The following is a 17,914-nucleotide window of genomic DNA, read 5'->3' as shown; positions in this document are numbered from 1 at the left end:
TATGCACGTTTGAATTTTCGACACAGAGGGTACGGCTGTCCATTTTCTGAGAACCGACCGCGCGGTATATGGATATTCCCACCGGTGAACGTACCGGTGTCCGGCGCTACGTTGTTTGAAGATTCAATGTTGTCCACCGGAAGGTCCGGTCATGAGCACAGACCACCGACCCGTCGAATTGTCGGCTCTGGCCGCGGCGTTGCATACCGAGCAGGACGGCTACCGAAAGTCGTTGCGCAACCGTCAATTGCAGATGATCGCGATCGGCGGAGTGATCGGCACCGGACTGTTCCTCGGTGCGGGTGGACGTCTCGCCGACGCAGGTCCAGGGCTTTTTCTGGTCTACGCGGTCTGCGGTGTCTTCGTCTTCTTCGTGCTGCGGGCGCTGGGGGAGCTGGTGCTGTACCGGCCGTCGTCCGGATCGTTCGTATCCTACGCACGCGAATTTTATGGCGAGAAACTCGCATTCGCCGTCGGCTGGATGTATTTCTTTCACTGGTGCATGACCGGCATCGTCGACATCACCGCGATCGCGACATATGTCCGATATTGGGGTGCGTTCGCGGTGGTGCCGCAGTGGGTGATCGCACTGGTGGCGCTGATCGCGGTGGTCGGCACGAATTTGATCTCGGTGCGGTGGTTCGGGGAACTCGAATTCTGGGTGGCGCTGGTGAAAGTCGTCGCCCTCATCGGATTTCTGATCGTGGGCACGGTCTTCCTCGCCGGCCGATTCGCCCTGCGGGGCGAGTCCACGGGGGTGAGCGTGATCGCGCATCACGGTGGCCTGTTCCCGACCGGCGTGCTGCCGCTCGTCACGGTCACCACGGGCGTCGTCTTCGCTTATGCGGCAGTGGAATTGGTCGGCATCGCCGCGGGGGAGACCGAGAATCCGCACGAGGTGATGCCGCGCGCCATCAACTCGGTCATCGCCCGCATCGGGGTGTTCTACGTCGGCTCACTCGTCCTGCTGGGACTGTTGCTGCCCTACACCGCCTTTCGTGACGGCGAGAGCCCGTTCGTGACGTTCTTCGCCCGCATCGGCGTCCCCGCCGCCGGGTCGATGATGAATCTGATCGTGCTCACCGCCGCGTTTTCCAGCCTCAACGCGGGCCTCTATTCCACCGGCCGCATCCTGCGGTCGATGTCGGCGAACGGCAGCGCCCCCGCCGTCGCCACCCGGATGTCGCGCACCGGCGTGCCCTATGTCGGCATCCTGGCCACCGGCGCGATCGCGCTGATCGGCGTCGGCCTCGACGCGGTGGTGCCGGACAAGGCATTCGAGATCGTCCTGAACGTCTCCGCTCTCGGCACGATCGTCTCGTGGATGGTGGTTCTGCTCTGCCAGCTGCGCCTGTGGCGCCGCTGGTGGGACGGCATCTCCCACCGCCCCGCCTACCGCATGATCGGCGCCCCCTACACCGGTTACGCGACCCTCGCCTTCCTGGCGGGCGTGATCGCCCTGATGGCGTGCAGCAGCGACCCGATCCAACGCTGGGCGGTCGTGGCGACGGTCTGCGCGATGGGCCCGGTGCTCGTCGGAGGATGGTTCCTGACGCGCCGAAAAGTGTTGCGCATAGCCGCCATTCGCCACGACCACACCGGACAGTTCCCGGTGGTCGCCGAACGCCCGTGGCCGGGGCGGCCGGCGGAGCCGGAAGTGATCGTGGAGGATCCGGGAGCGCGCGGGGGATGAGCGGCCGCAGGGCGGGCGGTTCCTCGACGGCATGGTCAGCGGGCGATGCCGTTCAGCGCGGCGACGTCCTCATCCGACAGTGAGAGCCCGGCCCCGGCGATGTTCTCGCGCAGATGAGCCGCGGACGACGTACCAGGGATGAGCAGAATGTTCGGTGCGCGCCGCAACAGCCAGGCCAGCGCCACCGGCAGCGGCGCGGCACCCACCCGGGTCGCGACCCGGGCGAGTGTCTCCGACTGCAGCGGTGTGAAGCCACCGAGCGGGAAGTACGGTACGTAGGCGATGTCGTCGGCGGCGAGCCGGTCGATGAGGTCGTCGTCGTGGCGATGGGCGAGGTTGTACATGTTCTGCACGCACACGATCGCCACGATGCTCCGCGCCTCGGCAACTTGATCCGCGGTGACGTTGCTGACTCCGAGATGGCGTATCAGACCGTCCTGCTGAAGGTCGGCGAGCGTCTCCAACGCCGCTGCGAGCGAGCCGGGCTGGGGGCCTGCGGCATCGCCCATGCGCAGGTTGACCAGGTCGAGCGTATCGACCCCGAGCGACCGCAGGTTCTGGTGCACCTGTTCGCGTAACTCTTCGGGACGCCGCGCCGTAGGCCAGCCGCCCTGCGCGTCGCGGCGCGCCCCGACCTTCGTGGCGATGTACACCGTGTCCGGGTAGGGGTGCAGCGCCTCGTGGATCAACTCGTTCGTCACATCAGGCCCGTATGCGGCACTGGTGTCGATGTGGGTGATACCGGCATCGACTGCCTCGCGCAGCACGGCCAGCGCGCCGTCGCGGTCGGTGGGCGGCCCCATGACCCCGGGGCCGGCGAGCTGCATGGCGCCGTAGCCGAATCGGGTGACAGTCGCGTCGCCGAGCATTCGGGTACCGCCGGGAAGGAGGGGTGCGTTCACGTGGTGCCTTTCGTCTCTTATCGGGAGGAGATGTCTCCGACCTCCTGGCACCATTGTTGGAGAGCTACTTCCTTTCGGGAAGTAGGCACTCGAAAGTGCGTAACTCTCCGATGAAAGGCGAGACCGGTGACAGCGAAGGTATTCGAGGGGGCTCGAAGCAGCGCGGAGTACAACGCATTCCTGGCGGCATGCCCCAGTCGTCAACTCCTCGATCGAATCTCCGACAAATGGGTTGTGCTGATTCTGTGCGCGTTGAGCGGGGATGCGGGCGCCGCGTCCGATCGGCCCGGTGTCTCGCGTGCCCCGGGAGCGATGCGTTACTCCGAACTGTCTCGCCTGCTGGTCGGAGTCAGCCAGAAGATGCTGACTCAAACCCTGCGGGCTCTCGAGCGTGATGGTCTGCTCACCCGCACGGTGACGCCGACCGTCCCGGTCACGGTCACCTACGAGCTCACCGAACTCGGCCTCTCACTCCATCACTTGACGCGCGGCCTCAGAGCCTGGGCACAGGACCACATGGGCGAGGTGTTGGCCCACCGCGAGAGCCACGACGCTCGCATCTCATGAGCGGACCGGACGATGGTGGTGCGTGAGCGGTGAACCGCCGTGCAGCGCAGGTCGATTCAGGACAGCAAAGTACAGTAAGCGCATCGACGGCGCCCGCGCATTGTCGGTCGTACTCGCAGTACGGCGCTTCCGTCGGTCGGTATCTCGAGATCTGTTGTTCACCAGCGACTTTGCGTCGGTGAGATTCGGGCGGAAGACTGCTCTACCCGTCGGCAGGTTTGCGCTGTGAATATTCAAAAGGCAATTTCTCTGACGGTTGCCGGGCCTGTCCGTAGATCGCCTCCGGCACCGAATGTGGGGCAGAGTCCCGGCGCTCTTCCCGAAAATCGTCTCTGCTGCGGCAAACGTCCGGGCGTGATGTCCGACGCCATTTCCATGTAGCCCTGCCCGGTAGTATTCGTGGCAATCGCGAATCTGTTCATCCGGGAAGGGAGCTTCGGCTCCGGGCGAAGGCGAAGACGCCGGCGCCGATCACAGCGGTGGAGGAGAGCGTATGGCGAAAACGAATGTGGCCGACCAATTCGTGCACGTTCTCGTGCAGGCCGGAGTGCGGCGGATCTACGGCGTGGTGGGGGACAGCCTCAATCCGATCGTCGACGCGGTACGCCGCACCCCGGACATCGAATGGGTGCACGTGCGCAACGAGGAGGCCGCCGCCTTCGCCGCGGCGGCGGAGGCGCAATTGACCGGCCGCCTGGCCGTCTGCGCGGGTAGCTGCGGCCCGGGCAACACGCATCTCATCCAGGGCCTCTACGACGCGCACCGCACCGGAGCGCCGGTGCTGGCGCTGGCCTCCCACATCCCCTCCGATCAGATCGGCACCCAGTTCTTCCAGGAAACCCATCCGGAACGGCTCTTCGTCGAATGCAGCGGGTACTGCGAAATGATCAGCCGTCCCGCGCAGATGCCGCGCATGCTGCGGATCGCGATCCAGCATGCGCTGGCTCGCCACGAGGTGTCGGTGGTGGTGCTGCCGGGCGACGTCGCGCAGCTCGACGCCGCGCATCCGACCGGCGAGACGAGCCTCGTCTCCGAACTGGGCCACGTCATGCCTGCCGCCGAAGCGGTGCGGGCGCTCGCCGACACCCTGAACGCGGCGCGCACCGTCACCCTGTTCTGCGGTGCGGGCGTGCGCGAGGCGCACGAGGAGGTGATGCGGCTCGCGGAACTGCTGCACGCACCCATCGGGCACAGCCTGCGCGGTAAGGAATGGATCCAGTTCGACAATCCCCACGACGTGGGAATGAGCGGTCTACTCGGCTACGGCGCCTGCTACAAGGCCATGCACGAGGCCGACCTGGTCGTGCTGGTCGGCACCGATTTTCCCTACGACGAATTCCTGCCGGGATCCAATACGGTGCAGATCGACCACGACGCCGCCCGCCTCGGCCGGCGCACGCCGCTGCAGCTGGCCGTGCACGGCGACGTCCGGGAAACGCTGCGGGCGGTCCTACCACTGCTGAGGCAGAAATCCGACCGCGAATTCCTGGACCGCATGCTCGGCGAGCACTACCGCCTGCTCGAGCAGGTCGTCGATGCCTACACCCGAAATGTGGCCGACCACACGCCGATTCACCCGGAATACGCCGCCGATATCCTCGACGAAGTCGCCTCCGACGACGCGATCTTCACCGTCGACACCGGCATGTGCAATGTGTGGGCGGCCCGCTATCTGACGCCGAACGGCCGCCGCCGGGTGATCGGGTCGTTCCTGCACGGCACGATGGCCAACGCCCTGCCGCATGCCATCGGCGCGCAATTCGCCTATCCGGACCGGCAGGTGATCTCGATGTCCGGCGACGGCGGGTTGGGCATGCTGATGGGTGAACTGCTCACCGTGGCGCTGCATCGGCTGCCGGTGAAGATCATCGTCTTCAACAATTCGTCGCTGGGTATGGTGCGGCTGGAGATGCTGGTGGACGGCCTGCCGAATTTCGAAACCGACCATGCCCCGGTCGATTTCGCCGCCGTGGCCCGCGCCGCGGGCATCCATGCCGTGCGAGTCACCGAACCGTCCGACATCCACGCCGCCCTCGCCGAGGCGCTGGCACATCCGGGCCCCGCGCTGGTCGACCTGGTCACCGATCCGAACGCCCTGTCCCTGCCGCCGCACATCACCGCGGCCCAGGTACGCGGCTTCGCGCTCGCAGCCAGCAAGATCGTGCTCACCGGCGGAGTGGGCCGCATGATCGACATGGCTCGATCGAATCTGCGCAACGTCCCACGATGAAAAGCATTGATTCCCGGTGAGTTTCGTGGTCGCCGGGCGAGCCCGACCCGACCGACCCTCACACGTACTGCGCGCGCAGCTTGCCCTTGACCAGCTTTCCCGTCGGTGTACGAGGCAATTCGTCCGCGAAGTCGAAGCTGCGCGGCACCTTGTAGTGGGCGATGCGCTCGCGCAGGAAATCGCGGAGTCGTTGCGCCAGTTCGGATCCCGGCTCCGCGCCGGGGGCGGGCTGGACGACCGCCTTCACCGATTCGCCCATCTCCTCGTCGGGCACACCGATCACCGCCACATCGAGGACGTCGGGGTGCAGGGCCAGGGCGTCCTCGATCTCCTGCGGGTAGATGTTCACCCCGCCGGAGATGATCATGAACGCCTTGCGGTCGGTCAGGAACAGGAACCCGTCGGCGTCGATGTAGCCGATATCGCCGGTGGTGGTCCAGGTCGGGTGATCCGGGTGAATCGCCTTCGCGGTCTTCTCCGGATCGTTGTGGTAGTCGAACGGGACTTCCTCGCGTTCGAAATAGATGGTGCCGATCTCACCGGCGGGCAACTCGCGCCCGTCGTCGTCGCAGATGCGAACCGCGCCCAAGCCCGCCGGCCCGACCGAACCGGGCTTGCGCAACCACTGCTCGCTGTCGATGAAGGTGGCGCCGTTTCCTTCGGTGGAGGCGTAGTACTCGTGCAGCACCGGCCCCCACCAGTCGATCATCGCCTGCTTCACCTGCACCGGACACGGTGCGGCGGCGTGGACGGCGACTCGCATACTCGAGACGTCGTAGCGGGCACGCACGCTCTCGTCGAGTTTCAGCATGCGCACGAACATCGTCGGCACCCACTGGCTGTGGGTGACGCGATAGCGTTCGATCGCGGCGAGCGCCTGTTCGGCGTCGAAGCGCTCCAGCACCACCACGGTTCCGCCGAGAGCGTGCACGACGCCGCCGAACCGCAACGGCGCGGCGTGATACAGCGGAGCCGGCGACAGGTACACCGTGTCGGTGTCGAATCCGTAGAGCGGGCCGAATACAGCGGTGTAGGTGTCACCCGGCGCATCGCCGACCTGACGGTCGGGCAACGGGTGTTTGATGCCCTTCGGGCGGCCGGTGGTGCCCGACGAATACAGCATGTCGGCGCCGCGCGGCTGATCCGGCAGCGGCTCCGAAGAGGACGCGGCCAGCGCCTTGTCGTACGAGTCGTATCCGGGAACAGTGCCGCCGAAGGCGAGCCGGATCCCGACCCCGGGCGTCTGCTCGACCACCCGCTCGGCCACATCCGCCAGCTCCGCCGACACGATGAGCGCCCGCGCGCCGCAATCGTCGACGATATAGCTGATCTCATCCGCCGACAGATGCCGGTTGACGGCCGTGATGTAAAGGCCGGATCGCAACGCCGCCCAGTAGACCTCGTACACCTCGAGCGTATTGCCCGACAGCAGCGCGACGTGATCGCCCCTCCGCAGGCCCGCGTCGTAGAGGTGACGCGCGAGGCGAACCGAGTTGTCCTCGAGCTCGCGGTAGGTCAGCGCCGCACCGCTCTCGGCCAGCACGACCGCCGGTTTATCAGGGAAACGATCCACATGCGCACCGGGGTACATCCTGCTCCTCCACAACACCGCCGACGGTCCGGACGCGACCGAAGGTCGAGAGGGACCTGCCTCGCCGCCGCGACACCGGCCCCGCCGAGACACCGTCCCGACGAGCGCGACGATAGCGGAAAGTGAACGAGGATTCGTGAGTTATCGCCAAACTTGTGAACCGCTCGAGAGCGCACGAACGCTCGTGTGCACGGCGCCGCCCGTGATCGTTCGCGCCGCCGGGACGGATGGGCCTTCCCCGCCGTGCGCGACGCCACTCGGTACCTGGTGCCCGCGGATCGGGCAGCATGCCGGGCGTGCCCATCCTTTTCGGGGCATAACAGGCCCGCCGAGATCTCGATATTCCGTACGTGAGTTCGGCGAGCGGGAGGTTCCTATGAAGATCGGGCGTATCGGCGTGCTGGCCGCCGGGGTGGCGATGGCGGCCACGACCGCGGTGGGTTTCGGTGTTGCGGCGCAGGCCGAACCGACCGGTGCCGATGTGGAGGTCTACACCTACTGTGGCGGGGCGCTGCCGGGCTTCCCGCCGCCGTTGCAGGTGATCGTCCGCAATATCGGCACCGCGACCGCGGAGAATGTGGCGGTCGACTACTGGACGCCGTTCGGTCCGTCCGGGTCCATCGTCAAACCCGCTCTGGCGCCGGGAGAAATCGCCAACTACACGGTCGGCACCGCGCGCACGCTGGAACTGATCACCGCCACGGTGACGAGTACGACGCCGGATACGAACCCCGGCAACAATTTCGTGGTCCAGCCGATGTTCTGCACGGGGTCGATGTAGCCGTGCCCTGCCGCGTCGCCGGCGGTGTCGACCGTACGGCGACACGGCGCAGGTTCGCGACCTGGTGGGCCGGCGGAGCCGCGGTAGCCGGTCCAGTTGGTGTGCGCCGTTCGGCAGCCGGTCGCGGTTCCGCGGCTGACCGGCTGGTCGGCCCCTCGGCTGTCGCCCTGTCTGTTGTCGCCGCGTCGCTTCGACGGTATGCCGGCGAACCCGCGCGTACCTCGGTAGTCGCTTAGGCTGAGCCGCAAGCGATGTCGACAAGGAGCTGCGACCGATGGCGAACCCGTACCAGCCCGGATATCCCGCACCGCAACCACCGGGCTGGGGTGTGCCGCCGAATTACCCTGGTGCTCAGCCATTCTCGCGGCCCACGGCTGCCGGTAAGCGCGCTGCCGTCGACGTCGTGGCGGGTATTGCCTTGGCGGCGGCGGCGATTCTCGCAGCCGCGCAGTCCATCTGGGGACTCGTCGTCTCGGGCGGAGGTTATTCCGTCTTCGAGTACGGCTCGAGTGCCGCGCTGATCCCGTTCTGGGTGTGCGCGCTCGCCGCGCTGGTCGGCGGCACTCTGCTGGCGATTTCCGGTTCGGGATCCGTTCGGGTTCGCACCATCGCCGCGTTGGGCGGCGGCGCCTTGTTCGTCACGGTCACCCAGAACGTCGTGGTGGTCTGCATCGAGTCCTACGTTCGGTTGGCAGACAGAGGCAACTGGCTCGCGATACCCGCCGCCATCGCGATTCTCGCGGCAGTGGGAACCCTGATCGCGAGCAAACCGGGCGCCCCGGCGACCTCCGCGTCTCCGTCGGCGGTCCCCGGTTACCCCGGCGCCGCGTTTTACCCGGGGCCGGCGGTCTACCCCGCCGCCCAGCCCGGCTATCCGGCTCCCGTAGTACCTGCGGTCCCCGGGTCTGCGTCACCCATTCCCGCGCCTCACGGCTGGCCCTCGCATCCGGGCGCCGCTGTTCCCGGCTATCCGGGCGTCCCCGCACCGGCTTACCCTGGGGCGCCGGGCTACCAGCCTCTTCCGTCGGGTGCCCAGGAAGATTCGAACGCCGCCCACCCGCACCCGGTCGCCGGCGCGCCGTCGGGCCACGTCCATCAGCCCGCCGCGCCGGCCCACGGTGCGGCCGATCCGCAACCGGGTTACCCCTCCTCACCGGAGCAGCGCGGTGGCCCGGAATCGACCTCGGCTCCCACCCCCCATGCGGGCCCCAGTGGCGCGCCGCCGTCGGAACCGCATCTGCCTCCACAGTGAAGCGGAACTGGGTTCCGGGGGAGATGTGGCCATCCGATGTGGGGGCACCGATCGGCTGGACCCGGTAGTAGACACGGGCAGACCGAATACCGCCGCAGCGATGCTGAACCAGTCGTGCAAACCTCTGCGAAACACGCCGTTTTCGCGCATCACCGCGGAGGTTGCACGAAAGGTTCGGCCGAGTAGGTGGCGAACCTGCGCACACGGAAACGGGTGCGCAGATCGTCGACTTACCTTGCCCTGCCAGGGCGCTAACTCCGATAGCGGAACAGGATTCGGCCCCTGGTCAAGTCGTAGGGACTGAGCTCGACCAGGACTCGGTCGTCCGGGAGGATCTTGATGTAGTTCATCCGGACCTTGCCGGACAGGTGGGCGAGGACTTTGTGCCCGTTGGGCAGCTCCACCGTGAATGTCGCATTGCGCAGGCATTCCACGACGTGCCCCTGAACTTCGATCGCTCCCTTCTTCATCGCCACACCAACTCCAGGGCGCTGTTCGACCGCTCGGCGCCGATGCCTTCGAACAGGGCGGTCGCCGCCGCGTTGGATTCGTCGATTTCGGCCGACGCCCAAGCCTTTCCGGCGCGGTGCAGTGAGCCCAGCGCCCGCCCCAGCAGGGCGCGAGCGATGCCGCGCCGGTGCGACTCGGCGCGAACCGCGATCAGGCCGATGCGCGGTAGCCGCGTCGGTTGCGTCACCCGGCACAGCCCCGCGTAGCGGCCGGCCTGGGCCGCCACCACGTAGTTCGCGGGGTCGATCGGTGGGGAGATCACCTCGGCCGGCATGGTCTGCCAACCGGCGGCGGCCTCGACTTCGGCGCGTATGGTGCGGTCCAGTTCGCGCAGTGAATGCGCCTCGGCCGCACCGAAATTCAGGATATCGATACCCGGCGGCGGTGCCGAATCGAGTCCCGTGATCGCCGGATCGGTGGGAACCCGGTATTCCCATTCGCGCCGCCGGGTCACGAGACCCGCCCGGCGCCATTGCGCGCTCAGCTCCAGGTCGGTCTCGTCGACCACCGTGTAGAGCGGTGTGGGCAGGTCGGCCAGCATGGCGGTGGCGAGCCGATCGAAGGCGTCGGCCTGCCAGGAGTCGATGCTGAGAAACAGTCGCCCATCGGGCCGCGGCGATGCTTCGCCACGACCGACCACGCGGTCGCCGGTCAGCGCATGCCACTGCCGGTCCGCGATGCGCGTCACCATGAGTTCGGAAGAATGCATTGTCGTCCCCTCTCGGGATCGCTCGGACGAGCACTCCCGATGACGACGTGCGTCAAACGTCCGATCGTGAGAACGGGGAGCGCCCAAGGAATGCCGTGAAAATGGGACTCACCCCCTCGCGTGATCAGGTCGGACCGCGGAAGATTAACAACTCGAACAGCGCGGGGCCACTCTATTTTTCGGGCGCGCCCGCCGGTGACCGCGCCTGGTCACGTGTCGCGCGGCGTGACGAGCGCCTGTTCCAGACCGCCGAGAAGGCCGGTCAGGGTCGCTCGCTCGGCGGGGGAGAGCGCGCTGACGAGGTCGGCCTCGTGCTCGAGGAGCTGACGCACGGTGGCTTCGATCATCCTGTGACCGGCTTCGGTGAGCCGGACCGCGACCGCCCGGTGCGACACCGACGATGGTGATCGTTCCACCAGCCCGGCCTGCTCCGCGCGGGCGGTGGCGGGAATGGCGCAGGAATTGGGGCCGGACCTCGACCTGGTGGTCAACATGGCGGGTGGCAACACCGATTCGGGACGGCCCGGCGGCTCGATCGTCACTATCGGGTCCACCGGCGCCGAGTACGCCGCGACCTCCTACGGTGCGGCGAAAGCGGCACTGGCGGCGTGGACGCCCCCCGCCCGTGAATGAGCTTGCATGATCGTGCATAATCATCACATGGCGGATACCTCGAGTGGGCCCGTGGTGCGGGTCGCGGTAGCTGGTGCGAGCGGATACGCGGGCGGTGAGGTCCTGCGTGTGCTGCTGGGGCATCCGGAGTACCGAGCCGGGCGCCTCGAGATCGGGGCGCTGACCGCGGGATCCAATGCCGGCACCAAGCTGGCGCAGTCGCAGCCGCATCTGCTGCCGCTGGCCGATCGGGTGCTCGAGGCGACCACCGCGGAGGTGCTGGCCGGGCACGACGTGGTGTTCCTCGGGCTGCCGCACGGACAGTCCGCGGCCATCGCGCAGCAGTTGCCGGAGTCCACGGTGATCATCGACTGCGGCGCCGACTTCCGGCTCACCGATCCGGAGGACTGGGAGACCTACTACGGGTCCCCGCATGCCGGCAGCTGGCCCTACGGTCTGCCGGAACTGCCCGGCGCGCGGGAACAGCTGCGCGGGGCCACCCGCATCGCGGTCCCGGGCTGCTATCCGACGGTGTCGAGTCTGGCCCTGGCCCCGGCGGTCGGCGCGAGCATCGTCGAACCGGATGTGACCGTGGTCGCGGTGAGCGGCACCTCGGGCGCGGGCCGCAAACTCGATGTGGGTTTGCTGGGTTCGGAGGTGATGGGCTCGGTCCGCGCGTACAACATCGCCGGGGCGCACCGGCACACCCCCGAGATCGCGCAGAACCTGAAGGCCGCGGCCGCGGCCACCGGCGCCGAGATCGGCGCCGTCACAGTCTCTTTCACGCCGGTGCTGGCCCCGATGCCGCGTGGCATCCTGGCCACCTGCACCGCGCGCCTGCGCCCCGACGCCGCGGGTGCGGTGGCCGATCCGGCCGCCGTCCGCGCGGTCTACGACAAGGCCTACGGCGACGAACCGTTCATTCACCTGCTGCCCGAAGGCGTACTGCCGCAGACGGGTTCGGTGGTCGGCTCCAACGCCATCACCCTGCAGGTCGCCGTCGACACCGCCGCTCGCACGCTGGTGGTGATCGGCGCGATCGACAATCTCACCAAGGGCACCGCGGGCGCCGCGGTGCAATCGATGAATCTCGCTCTCGGTCTCGACGAGACCGCCGGACTTTCCACCGTAGGAGTGGCACCGTGACCGACACCGATATCGCCGGCGGCAAACTGGTCCGCACCCAGGGTGTGACCGCACCGCTCGGATACCGGGCCGCCGGCATCGCAGCCGGCATCAAGGCCAGCGGAAAGCTCGATCTGGCACTGGTTTTCAACGAGGGGCCCGACTATGCCGCGGCGGGTGTGTTCACCCGCAACAAGGTGAAGGCCGCACCGGTGCTGTGGTCGCAGCAGGTGCTCACCAGCGGCCGTCTGCGCGCGGTGATCCTCAATTCCGGCGGCGCCAACGCCTGCACCGGGCCGGGCGGATTCCAGGACACTCATGCGACGGCCGAGGAATTGGCGAAAGCGTTGAGCAACTGGGGAACCGAGACCGGTGCGGGCGAAATCGCGGTCTGCTCGACCGGTTTGATCGGCGACCGGCTGCCGATGGACAAGCTGCTGCCCGGTGTGACCGAGATCGTGCACGAGATGGCGGGCGGCCTGTCCGGCGGCACCGATGCCGCGCATGCCATCATGACCACCGACACCGTGCCCAAACAGGCCGCGTTCCACCACGCCGACAAATGGAACGTCGGCGCGATGGCCAAGGGAGCGGGCATGCTCGCCCCGTCGCTGGCCACCATGCTCGTGGTGGTCACCACCGACGCCGCCGCCACCCCGCAACAGCTGGACACGGCGCTGCGCAACGCGACCCGGCTGACCTTCGACCGGCTCGACGTCGACGGTTCCTGCTCGACAAACGACACCGTGTTGCTGCTGGCCAACGGCGCCAGCGGCGTCGCCCCGAGCCAGGAGGAACTCGACGCCGCGGTGCTGGCGGTCTGCGACGACCTCGCCGCGCAGCTGATGGCCGACGCCGAAGGCGTCACCAAGCGCGTCGAGATCACCGTCACCGGGGCGGTGAGCGAGGACGAGGCGCTGATCGCCGCCCGCGCGGTCGCCCGTGATTCGCTGGTCAAGACCGCATTCTTCGGTTCCGACCCGAACTGGGGCCGGGTGCTGGCCGCGGTGGGCATCGCCCCCATCGAATTGGATCCCGATCGGGTCACCGTGTCGTTCAACGGAAATCCGGTGTGCGTCAACGGAACCGGCGCTCCCGGCGCGCGTGGGGTGGATCTGTCCGGGCCCGATATCGCGGTGCTGGTGGAACTGGGGCTCGGCGAGGGCACCGCCACCGTGCGCACCACCGACCTCTCGCACGGCTACGTCGAAGAGAATTCGGCCTACAGCTCATGACCACCGAAGCGACACCGGAGGTGCCGGTGACCACTCAGGATCTGTCGGCACTGGACAAGGCGCACGTCCTGGCGGGTGCGTTGCCGTGGCTGCAGAAGTTCCGCGACAAGATCGTGGTCGTCAAATACGGCGGCAACGCCATGATCGACGACACCCTCAAACACGCTTTCGCCGCCGATATGGCGTTCCTGCGCACCGTCGGTGTGCATCCGGTGGTGGTGCACGGGGGCGGCCCGCAGATCAGCGCCATGCTGAAGAAGCTGGGGTTGCAGGGCGAATTCCGCGGCGGTTTCCGCGTCACCACTCCCGAGGTGATGGATGTGGTGCGGATGGTGCTGTTCGGTCAGGTCGGCCGCGAACTGGTCGGGCTGATCAACGCGCACGGCCCGTACGCCGTCGGTATCTCCGGTGAGGACGCGCGGCTGTTCACCGCCACTCGCCGCACCGTCACCGTCGACGGCGAGCAGACCGATATCGGCCTGGTCGGCGACGTCACCGCGGTCAATCCGGACGCGGTGCTGGATCTTGTTCGCGCCGGGCGCATTCCGGTGGTGTCGACCATCGCGCCCGACGCCGACGGCGTGGTGCACAACATCAACGCCGATACCGCCGCGGCGGCGCTGGCCCAGGGCATCGGCGCGGAGAAACTCGTGGTGCTCACCGATGTCGAAGGCCTGTACACGAATTGGCCCGACCGCTCGTCGCTGACCACCCATATCGACACCGGCGCCCTGGCCGCCCTGCTGCCGAGCCTGGACGCGGGCATGGTGCCGAAGATGGAGGCCTGCCTGCGCGCCGTCCAGGCCGGTGTCCCGACCGCGCACGTGATCGACGGCCGGGTGCCGCATGCGGTACTGCTGGAACTGTTCACCGGGGAAGGTATCGGAACGATGGTGACCCCACCCGAGACGGCAGGAACGACACACTCATGAGCGACAACGTCACGAGCACGGAGCAATTGCAGCAGCGGTGGTCGTCCGCGCTGATGAACAACTACGGCACCCCGAAGGTGGCGCTGGTGCGCGGCTCGGGCGCGGTCGTGTACGACGCCGAGGGCAACCGCTACGTCGACTTCCTCGGTGGTATCGCGGTCAACAGCCTGGGGCACGCCCATCCGGCGATTCTGGAGGCCGTCACCCAGCAACTCGGCACCCTCGGCCACGTCTCGAATCTGTATGTCAGCGAACCGGTTCTGGAACTGGCCGAGAAGTTGCTCGCGCATTTCGGCGACGGCAACGGCCCGTTCGGTCAGGGCCCGGAGGAGGCAGCCGGCGTAACCACGGAGGGCCCCCGATCGGGCCGCATCGGACACGGCCGGGCGTTCTTCTGCAATTCGGGCACCGAGGCCAACGAGGCGGCGTTCAAGATCGCGCGGCTCACCGGACGGCCCAAGATCGTCGCGTGCGACGAGGCCTTCCACGGCCGCACCATGGGCGCGCTCGCGCTGACCGGGCAGCCGTCGAAGCGGGCGCCGTTCGAACCGATGCCGCCCGGTGTCGTGCACGTGCCCTACGGCGACGCCGCGGCGCTGGCCGCCGCGGTGGATTCCGACACCGCCGCGGTCTTCCTCGAGCCGATCATGGGGGAGAGCGGCGTGGTCGTCCCGCCGCTGGACTATCTCGCCGAAGCCCGGCGGATCACCTCCGAGCACGGCGCGCTGCTGATCCTCGACGAGGTGCAGACCGGAATCTGTCGCACCGGACCGTTTTTCGCGCATCACGCCGCGGGCATCGTGCCCGATGTGATGACGCTGGCCAAGGGGCTCGGTGGCGGCCTGCCCATCGGCGCGGTGCTGGCGCAGGGCCCGGTGGCGGAGCTGCTCACTCCCGGACTGCATGGCACCACCTTCGGTGGCAATCCGGTCAGCGCCGCCGCGGCGCTGGCGGTGCTGCGGACCATCGACGAGCAGGGGCTGGCCGCGCATGTCGAATCGGTCGGCAAGACGCTGATCGACGGCATCGAAGAACTCGGCCACCCGCTGATCGACCACGTGCGCGGCGCGGGGTTGCTCATCGGAATTCAACTGACCCAGGATGTTTCGGCGAAAGTCGAGGCGGCCGCGCGCGCGGCCGGCTATCTGATCAATCCGCCGAAGCCGAATGTGATCCGGTTGGCCCCGCCGCTGATCCTGACCGAGGCACAAGCGGAGGGCTTCCTCGCCGACCTGCCCGGCATCCTCGACGCGGCTTCCCAGGAGAGTGAGTGACCATGGTGCGGCATTTCCTGCGCGACGACGACGTCACGCCCGCTGAACAGGCCGAAATCCTCGCGCTGGCAGCGGAATTGAAGGCGGCGCCGATTTCCCGGCGGCCGCTGGAGGGGCCGCGCGGCGTGGGCGTGATCTTCGAGAAGAACTCCACGCGCACCCGATTCTCCTTCGAGATGGGCATCGCGCAACTCGGCGGGCACGCCGTGGTCGTCGACGGCCGCGACACCCAGCTGGGCCGTGAGGAAACCCTCGCCGATACGGGCCGGGTGCTCTCGCGCTATGTCGACGCCGTCGTCTGGCGGACCTTCGAGCAGCATCGGCTCGACGAGATGGCCTCGGCGGCAACGGTTCCGGTGGTGAACGCGCTGTCCAACGAATTCCATCCGTGCCAGGTGCTGGCCGATCTGCTGACCTTGCGGGAGCACAAGGGCGAGCTGGCCGGTCGCAAACTCACCTACTTCGGCGACGGGGCGAACAATATGGCGCATTCGTTGCTGCTGGGCGGCGTCACCGCCGGGCTGGACGTCACCATCGCCGCGCCGGAGGGTTTCCAGCCCTACGACTGGGTGCTCGAGGCCGCACGCAAGCGGGCCGCCGAAACCGGCGCCACGATCACCCTGACCGACGATCCCGTCGCGGCGGCCACCGGCGCCGATGCCCTGGTCACCGATACCTGGACCTCGATGGGGCAGGAGAACGACGGCCTCGACCGGGTCGGCCCGTTCCGCCCGTTCCAGCTGAACACCGAGCTGCTCGCCCACGCCGCCTCGGATGTTGTTGTGCTGCATTGTCTTCCGGCGCATCGCGGCGAGGAGATCACCGACGAGGTGCTCGACGGTCCGCACAGTGTGGTGTGGGACGAGGCCGAGAATCGGCTGCACGCGCAGAAGGCGCTGCTGGTGTGGTTGCTGGAGCGACGATCGGGCGGTGCGGCGTGAGCACGGCGAGAGCGAACGGGTCGGGCGCCGGATCGGAGGGTCCGCGCACCGGCCCGGCCATCGCGCGCACCCGCGCCGGGCGCCAGCAGCGCATCGTGGAACTGTTGTCCGCCAACGCGGTTCGCAGCCAGACCGAGTTGGCGGCCCTGCTCGCCGACGAGGGCATCGAAACCACCCAGGCCACGCTGTCGCGCGATCTGGACGAGCTCGGCGCGGTGAAGCTGCGCGCGGCCGACGGTGGCGCCGGAATCTACGTCGTCCCCGAGGACGGCAGTCCCGTGCGTGGTGTCACCGGTGGTACGACCCGGCTCTCGAAACTGCTCGGCGACCTGCTGGTCTCCACCGATCACAGCGGTAACCTCGCGGTCCTGCGCACGCCGCCGGGCGCCGCGCATTTCCTGGCCAGCGCGCTCGACCGCGCGGCCCTGCCCGAAGTGGTCGGCACCATCGCGGGCGACGACACCATCGCGGTGATCGCCCGCGAACCCATGACGGGTGCGGAACTGGCCGCGAAGATCGAACGCCTGGCGTAGAGGCCCGATTCCGCGCCGGATCGTTTCCGACGCGAAGGGGTTGGGCCTGCAGCGGACTCGCCGGCCGGTCGTTTACCCGCGCGTGGCGAAGGACGCCGACGGGCCGGCAGTCCGGCCGCGACCGGCGCCGGGGCTCGACAGCCGTGATCGCGGGTCATGGGGTTCGCGTCCCGCAGACCGCTCGAGGTCGACCCCGAGCGTGTGATCGTCGTATTCGACGGCGCCGTCGGTCATTCGGGCGGGGCCGCTCCCGGTCGGGTACGTCCCAGCTTCCCGGTCGGATATGTCCAGCTGAGGGGTGCGGATTACGTTCCGGGCCGACGTTGCGTCCGGCCGGCAGATCGGCCCGGCGAGGACGCCTCCGTCGGCTCGGTCAGTCCGAGGGCCGCTCGAAGTGCCGCCCTCCCGCGTTCGGCGGCGCGGGGATCCTCCAGCAGTTGTATTTCCTGGTTGACCGCCATCGTGATTCCGATGACGGTGGTGACCAGCTCGTCGGCCGGACGATGAGGCCCATCCGATTCCGCCTGGTACGCAAGGATTTCGGATTCCAGCGCTGCGCGGGCGCTTGTCACGTACGCGCGCAGACGCTCGCGCAGCACTCCGGGCCGGCCGTCGAGTTCGGTGGATGCCGCGGTGACGAAACAGCCTCCCGGAAACGGGCATTCGGCCAGATAGCCGATCCAGTTGTCGATCAGGCGGGTCAGCCGTTCGGTGCCCGGCGGTAACCCGTCCAGCGGGGTGATCACCGCCGCTCGAAAGATCTTCCCGGCCTGCTCCACCGCGCTCAGTTGCAACTGTTCCCGCGATCCGAAGGGCCCCACGACCCCGGCCTTGCTCATATCCAGACTCTCGGCGAGCGATCCGATGGTCACCCCCTCCACGCCGATCAGCGAGGCCTGTTCGACCGCGACCGAGATGATGCGCTCCCGGGTGTGCGCGGCGTCCGCGGCGGAACGGCGAGGTGACATGAGCCCAGCATAGCGTCCGATCGTTCGCTATAGTCATTTAGCGAACGCTCGTACGCTAA

Annotated in this window: 18 protein-coding genes; 12 read left to right on the top strand and 6 right to left on the bottom strand. The window is 68.0% G+C overall.

The window, feature by feature from the left end:
• Window positions 1–151 precede the first annotated feature (151 nt).
• Window positions 152–1,693 (top strand): amino acid permease, encoded by a 1,542-nt coding sequence (locus NMI01S_RS18395; protein WP_062998892.1) that lies wholly within the window; start codon window positions 152–154, stop codon window positions 1,691–1,693.
• A 35-nt stretch (window positions 1,694–1,728) separates the two neighbouring features.
• Here the strand turns inward: NMI01S_RS18395 and NMI01S_RS18390 are convergent, their stop codons facing one another.
• Window positions 1,729–2,595: an oxidoreductase gene (locus NMI01S_RS18390; RefSeq protein WP_062998891.1), complete on the bottom strand. Its 867-nt coding sequence runs from the start codon at window positions 2,593–2,595 to the stop codon at window positions 1,729–1,731.
• A gap of 126 nt (window positions 2,596–2,721) precedes the next feature.
• On the opposite strand from NMI01S_RS18390, the gene NMI01S_RS18385 reads away from it, so the two are divergent.
• Window positions 2,722–3,162, top strand: coding sequence for a winged helix-turn-helix transcriptional regulator (locus NMI01S_RS18385; RefSeq protein WP_062998890.1), 441 nt, complete (start codon window positions 2,722–2,724; stop codon window positions 3,160–3,162).
• Between the two features lie 493 nt (window positions 3,163–3,655).
• Window positions 3,656–5,392: a pyruvate dehydrogenase gene (locus NMI01S_RS18380; RefSeq protein WP_062998889.1), complete on the top strand. Its 1,737-nt coding sequence runs from the start codon at window positions 3,656–3,658 to the stop codon at window positions 5,390–5,392.
• A gap of 58 nt (window positions 5,393–5,450) precedes the next feature.
• Here the strand turns inward: NMI01S_RS18380 and NMI01S_RS18375 are convergent, their stop codons facing one another.
• Window positions 5,451–6,983, bottom strand: a complete 1,533-nt coding sequence (locus NMI01S_RS18375) for an acyl-CoA synthetase (protein ID WP_062998887.1) — start codon at window positions 6,981–6,983, stop codon at window positions 5,451–5,453.
• A 376-nt stretch (window positions 6,984–7,359) separates the two neighbouring features.
• Between NMI01S_RS18375 and NMI01S_RS18370 the strand changes: the two genes are divergently transcribed.
• A complete protein-coding gene (locus tag NMI01S_RS18370; protein ID WP_062998885.1) occupies window positions 7,360–7,764 on the top strand; it encodes a hypothetical protein in 405 nt (134 codons plus the stop codon).
• Window positions 7,765–8,038: 274 nt separating this feature from the next.
• A complete protein-coding gene (locus NMI01S_RS18365; RefSeq protein ID WP_157126254.1) occupies window positions 8,039–9,016 on the top strand; it encodes a hypothetical protein in 978 nt (325 codons plus the stop codon).
• 251 nt (window positions 9,017–9,267) lie between these two features.
• Here the strand turns inward: NMI01S_RS18365 and infA are convergent, their stop codons facing one another.
• The 3 genes from infA to NMI01S_RS35640 form a co-directional block, all read right to left on the bottom strand.
• Window positions 9,268–9,492: a translation initiation factor IF-1 gene (infA, locus tag NMI01S_RS18360; RefSeq protein WP_227462776.1), complete on the bottom strand. Its 225-nt coding sequence runs from the start codon at window positions 9,490–9,492 to the stop codon at window positions 9,268–9,270.
• Complete coding sequence (locus NMI01S_RS18355; RefSeq protein ID WP_062998881.1) at window positions 9,483–10,235, bottom strand: GNAT family N-acetyltransferase; 753 nt, start codon at window positions 10,233–10,235, stop codon at window positions 9,483–9,485. The genes infA and NMI01S_RS18355 overlap by 10 nt, the downstream gene beginning before the upstream one ends.
• A gap of 209 nt (window positions 10,236–10,444) precedes the next feature.
• The gene (locus NMI01S_RS35640; protein ID WP_218021058.1) at window positions 10,445–10,582 is read right to left on the bottom strand and encodes a hypothetical protein; all 138 of its coding nucleotides are present in this window, start codon (window positions 10,580–10,582) and stop codon (window positions 10,445–10,447) included.
• A gap of 103 nt (window positions 10,583–10,685) precedes the next feature.
• On the opposite strand from NMI01S_RS35640, the gene NMI01S_RS18345 reads away from it, so the two are divergent.
• The 7 genes from NMI01S_RS18345 to NMI01S_RS18315 are packed head-to-tail and all read left to right on the top strand — an operon-like array spanning window position 10,686 to window position 16,887.
• Window positions 10,686–10,868 (top strand): hypothetical protein, encoded by a 183-nt coding sequence (locus NMI01S_RS18345; protein WP_218021056.1) that lies wholly within the window; start codon window positions 10,686–10,688, stop codon window positions 10,866–10,868.
• Between the two features lie 27 nt (window positions 10,869–10,895).
• Entirely contained in the window at window positions 10,896–11,993 is a 1,098-nt protein-coding gene (argC, locus tag NMI01S_RS18340; protein ID WP_062998875.1) for an N-acetyl-gamma-glutamyl-phosphate reductase, read from the top strand.
• Window positions 11,990–13,207: a bifunctional glutamate N-acetyltransferase/amino-acid acetyltransferase ArgJ gene (gene argJ, locus NMI01S_RS18335; protein ID WP_062998873.1), complete on the top strand. Its 1,218-nt coding sequence runs from the start codon at window positions 11,990–11,992 to the stop codon at window positions 13,205–13,207. Before argC ends, argJ begins: the two co-directional genes overlap by 4 nt.
• Window positions 13,204–14,139, top strand: coding sequence for an acetylglutamate kinase (argB, locus tag NMI01S_RS18330; protein WP_062998872.1), 936 nt, complete (start codon window positions 13,204–13,206; stop codon window positions 14,137–14,139). The genes argJ and argB overlap by 4 nt, the downstream gene beginning before the upstream one ends.
• Window positions 14,136–15,413 carry an acetylornithine transaminase gene (locus NMI01S_RS18325; RefSeq protein ID WP_062998870.1) on the top strand — a complete coding sequence of 426 codons (1,278 nt, stop codon included), beginning with the start codon at window positions 14,136–14,138 and terminating at the stop codon, window positions 15,411–15,413. The genes argB and NMI01S_RS18325 overlap by 4 nt, the downstream gene beginning before the upstream one ends.
• Before the next feature lie 2 nt (window positions 15,414–15,415).
• Window positions 15,416–16,354, top strand: coding sequence for an ornithine carbamoyltransferase (argF, locus tag NMI01S_RS18320; protein WP_062998868.1), 939 nt, complete (start codon window positions 15,416–15,418; stop codon window positions 16,352–16,354).
• 59 nt (window positions 16,355–16,413) lie between these two features.
• Window positions 16,414–16,887 (top strand): arginine repressor, encoded by a 474-nt coding sequence (locus tag NMI01S_RS18315; protein ID WP_062999778.1) that lies wholly within the window; start codon window positions 16,414–16,416, stop codon window positions 16,885–16,887.
• 305 nt (window positions 16,888–17,192) lie between these two features.
• On the opposite strand, the gene NMI01S_RS18310 is transcribed toward NMI01S_RS18315, so the two are convergent.
• Window positions 17,193–17,855 (bottom strand): TetR/AcrR family transcriptional regulator, encoded by a 663-nt coding sequence (locus NMI01S_RS18310; RefSeq protein ID WP_174554544.1) that lies wholly within the window; start codon window positions 17,853–17,855, stop codon window positions 17,193–17,195.
• Window positions 17,856–17,914: the final 59 nt, after the last annotated feature.

This window comes from Nocardia mikamii NBRC 108933, assembly GCF_001613505.1.
GTDB classification, from domain to species: Bacteria; Actinomycetota; Actinomycetes; order Mycobacteriales; family Mycobacteriaceae; genus Nocardia; species Nocardia mikamii.
The sequence above is the reverse complement of the archived record's forward strand: the minus strand, read 5'-3'. Positions and strand labels throughout refer to the sequence as shown.

What these genes read in the sequence shown, in the direction of transcription:
- NMI01S_RS18365 (WP_157126254.1), top strand. Translation starts at nt 8,039, where the DNA reads ATGGCGAACCCGTACCAGCCCGGATATCCCGCACCGCAACCACCGGGC.
- NMI01S_RS18345 (WP_218021056.1), top strand. Translation starts at nt 10,686, where the DNA reads ATGGCGCAGGAATTGGGGCCGGACCTCGACCTGGTGGTCAACATGGCG.
- NMI01S_RS18310 (WP_174554544.1), bottom strand. Translation starts at nt 17,855, where the DNA reads ATGTCACCTCGCCGTTCCGCCGCGGACGCCGCGCACACCCGGGAGCGC.
- NMI01S_RS18375 (WP_062998887.1), bottom strand. Translation starts at nt 6,983, where the DNA reads ATGTACCCCGGTGCGCATGTGGATCGTTTCCCTGATAAACCGGCGGTC.
- NMI01S_RS35640 (WP_218021058.1), bottom strand. Translation starts at nt 10,582, where the DNA reads ATGATCGAAGCCACCGTGCGTCAGCTCCTCGAGCACGAGGCCGACCTC.
- argF (WP_062998868.1), top strand. Translation starts at nt 15,416, where the DNA reads ATGGTGCGGCATTTCCTGCGCGACGACGACGTCACGCCCGCTGAACAG.
- argC (WP_062998875.1), top strand. Translation starts at nt 10,896, where the DNA reads ATGGCGGATACCTCGAGTGGGCCCGTGGTGCGGGTCGCGGTAGCTGGT.
- NMI01S_RS18380 (WP_062998889.1), top strand. Translation starts at nt 3,656, where the DNA reads ATGGCGAAAACGAATGTGGCCGACCAATTCGTGCACGTTCTCGTGCAG.
- NMI01S_RS18370 (WP_062998885.1), top strand. Translation starts at nt 7,360, where the DNA reads ATGAAGATCGGGCGTATCGGCGTGCTGGCCGCCGGGGTGGCGATGGCG.
- argB (WP_062998872.1), top strand. Translation starts at nt 13,204, where the DNA reads ATGACCACCGAAGCGACACCGGAGGTGCCGGTGACCACTCAGGATCTG.
- NMI01S_RS18395 (WP_062998892.1), top strand. Translation starts at nt 152, where the DNA reads ATGAGCACAGACCACCGACCCGTCGAATTGTCGGCTCTGGCCGCGGCG.
- NMI01S_RS18355 (WP_062998881.1), bottom strand. Translation starts at nt 10,235, where the DNA reads ATGCATTCTTCCGAACTCATGGTGACGCGCATCGCGGACCGGCAGTGG.
- NMI01S_RS18325 (WP_062998870.1), top strand. Translation starts at nt 14,136, where the DNA reads ATGAGCGACAACGTCACGAGCACGGAGCAATTGCAGCAGCGGTGGTCG.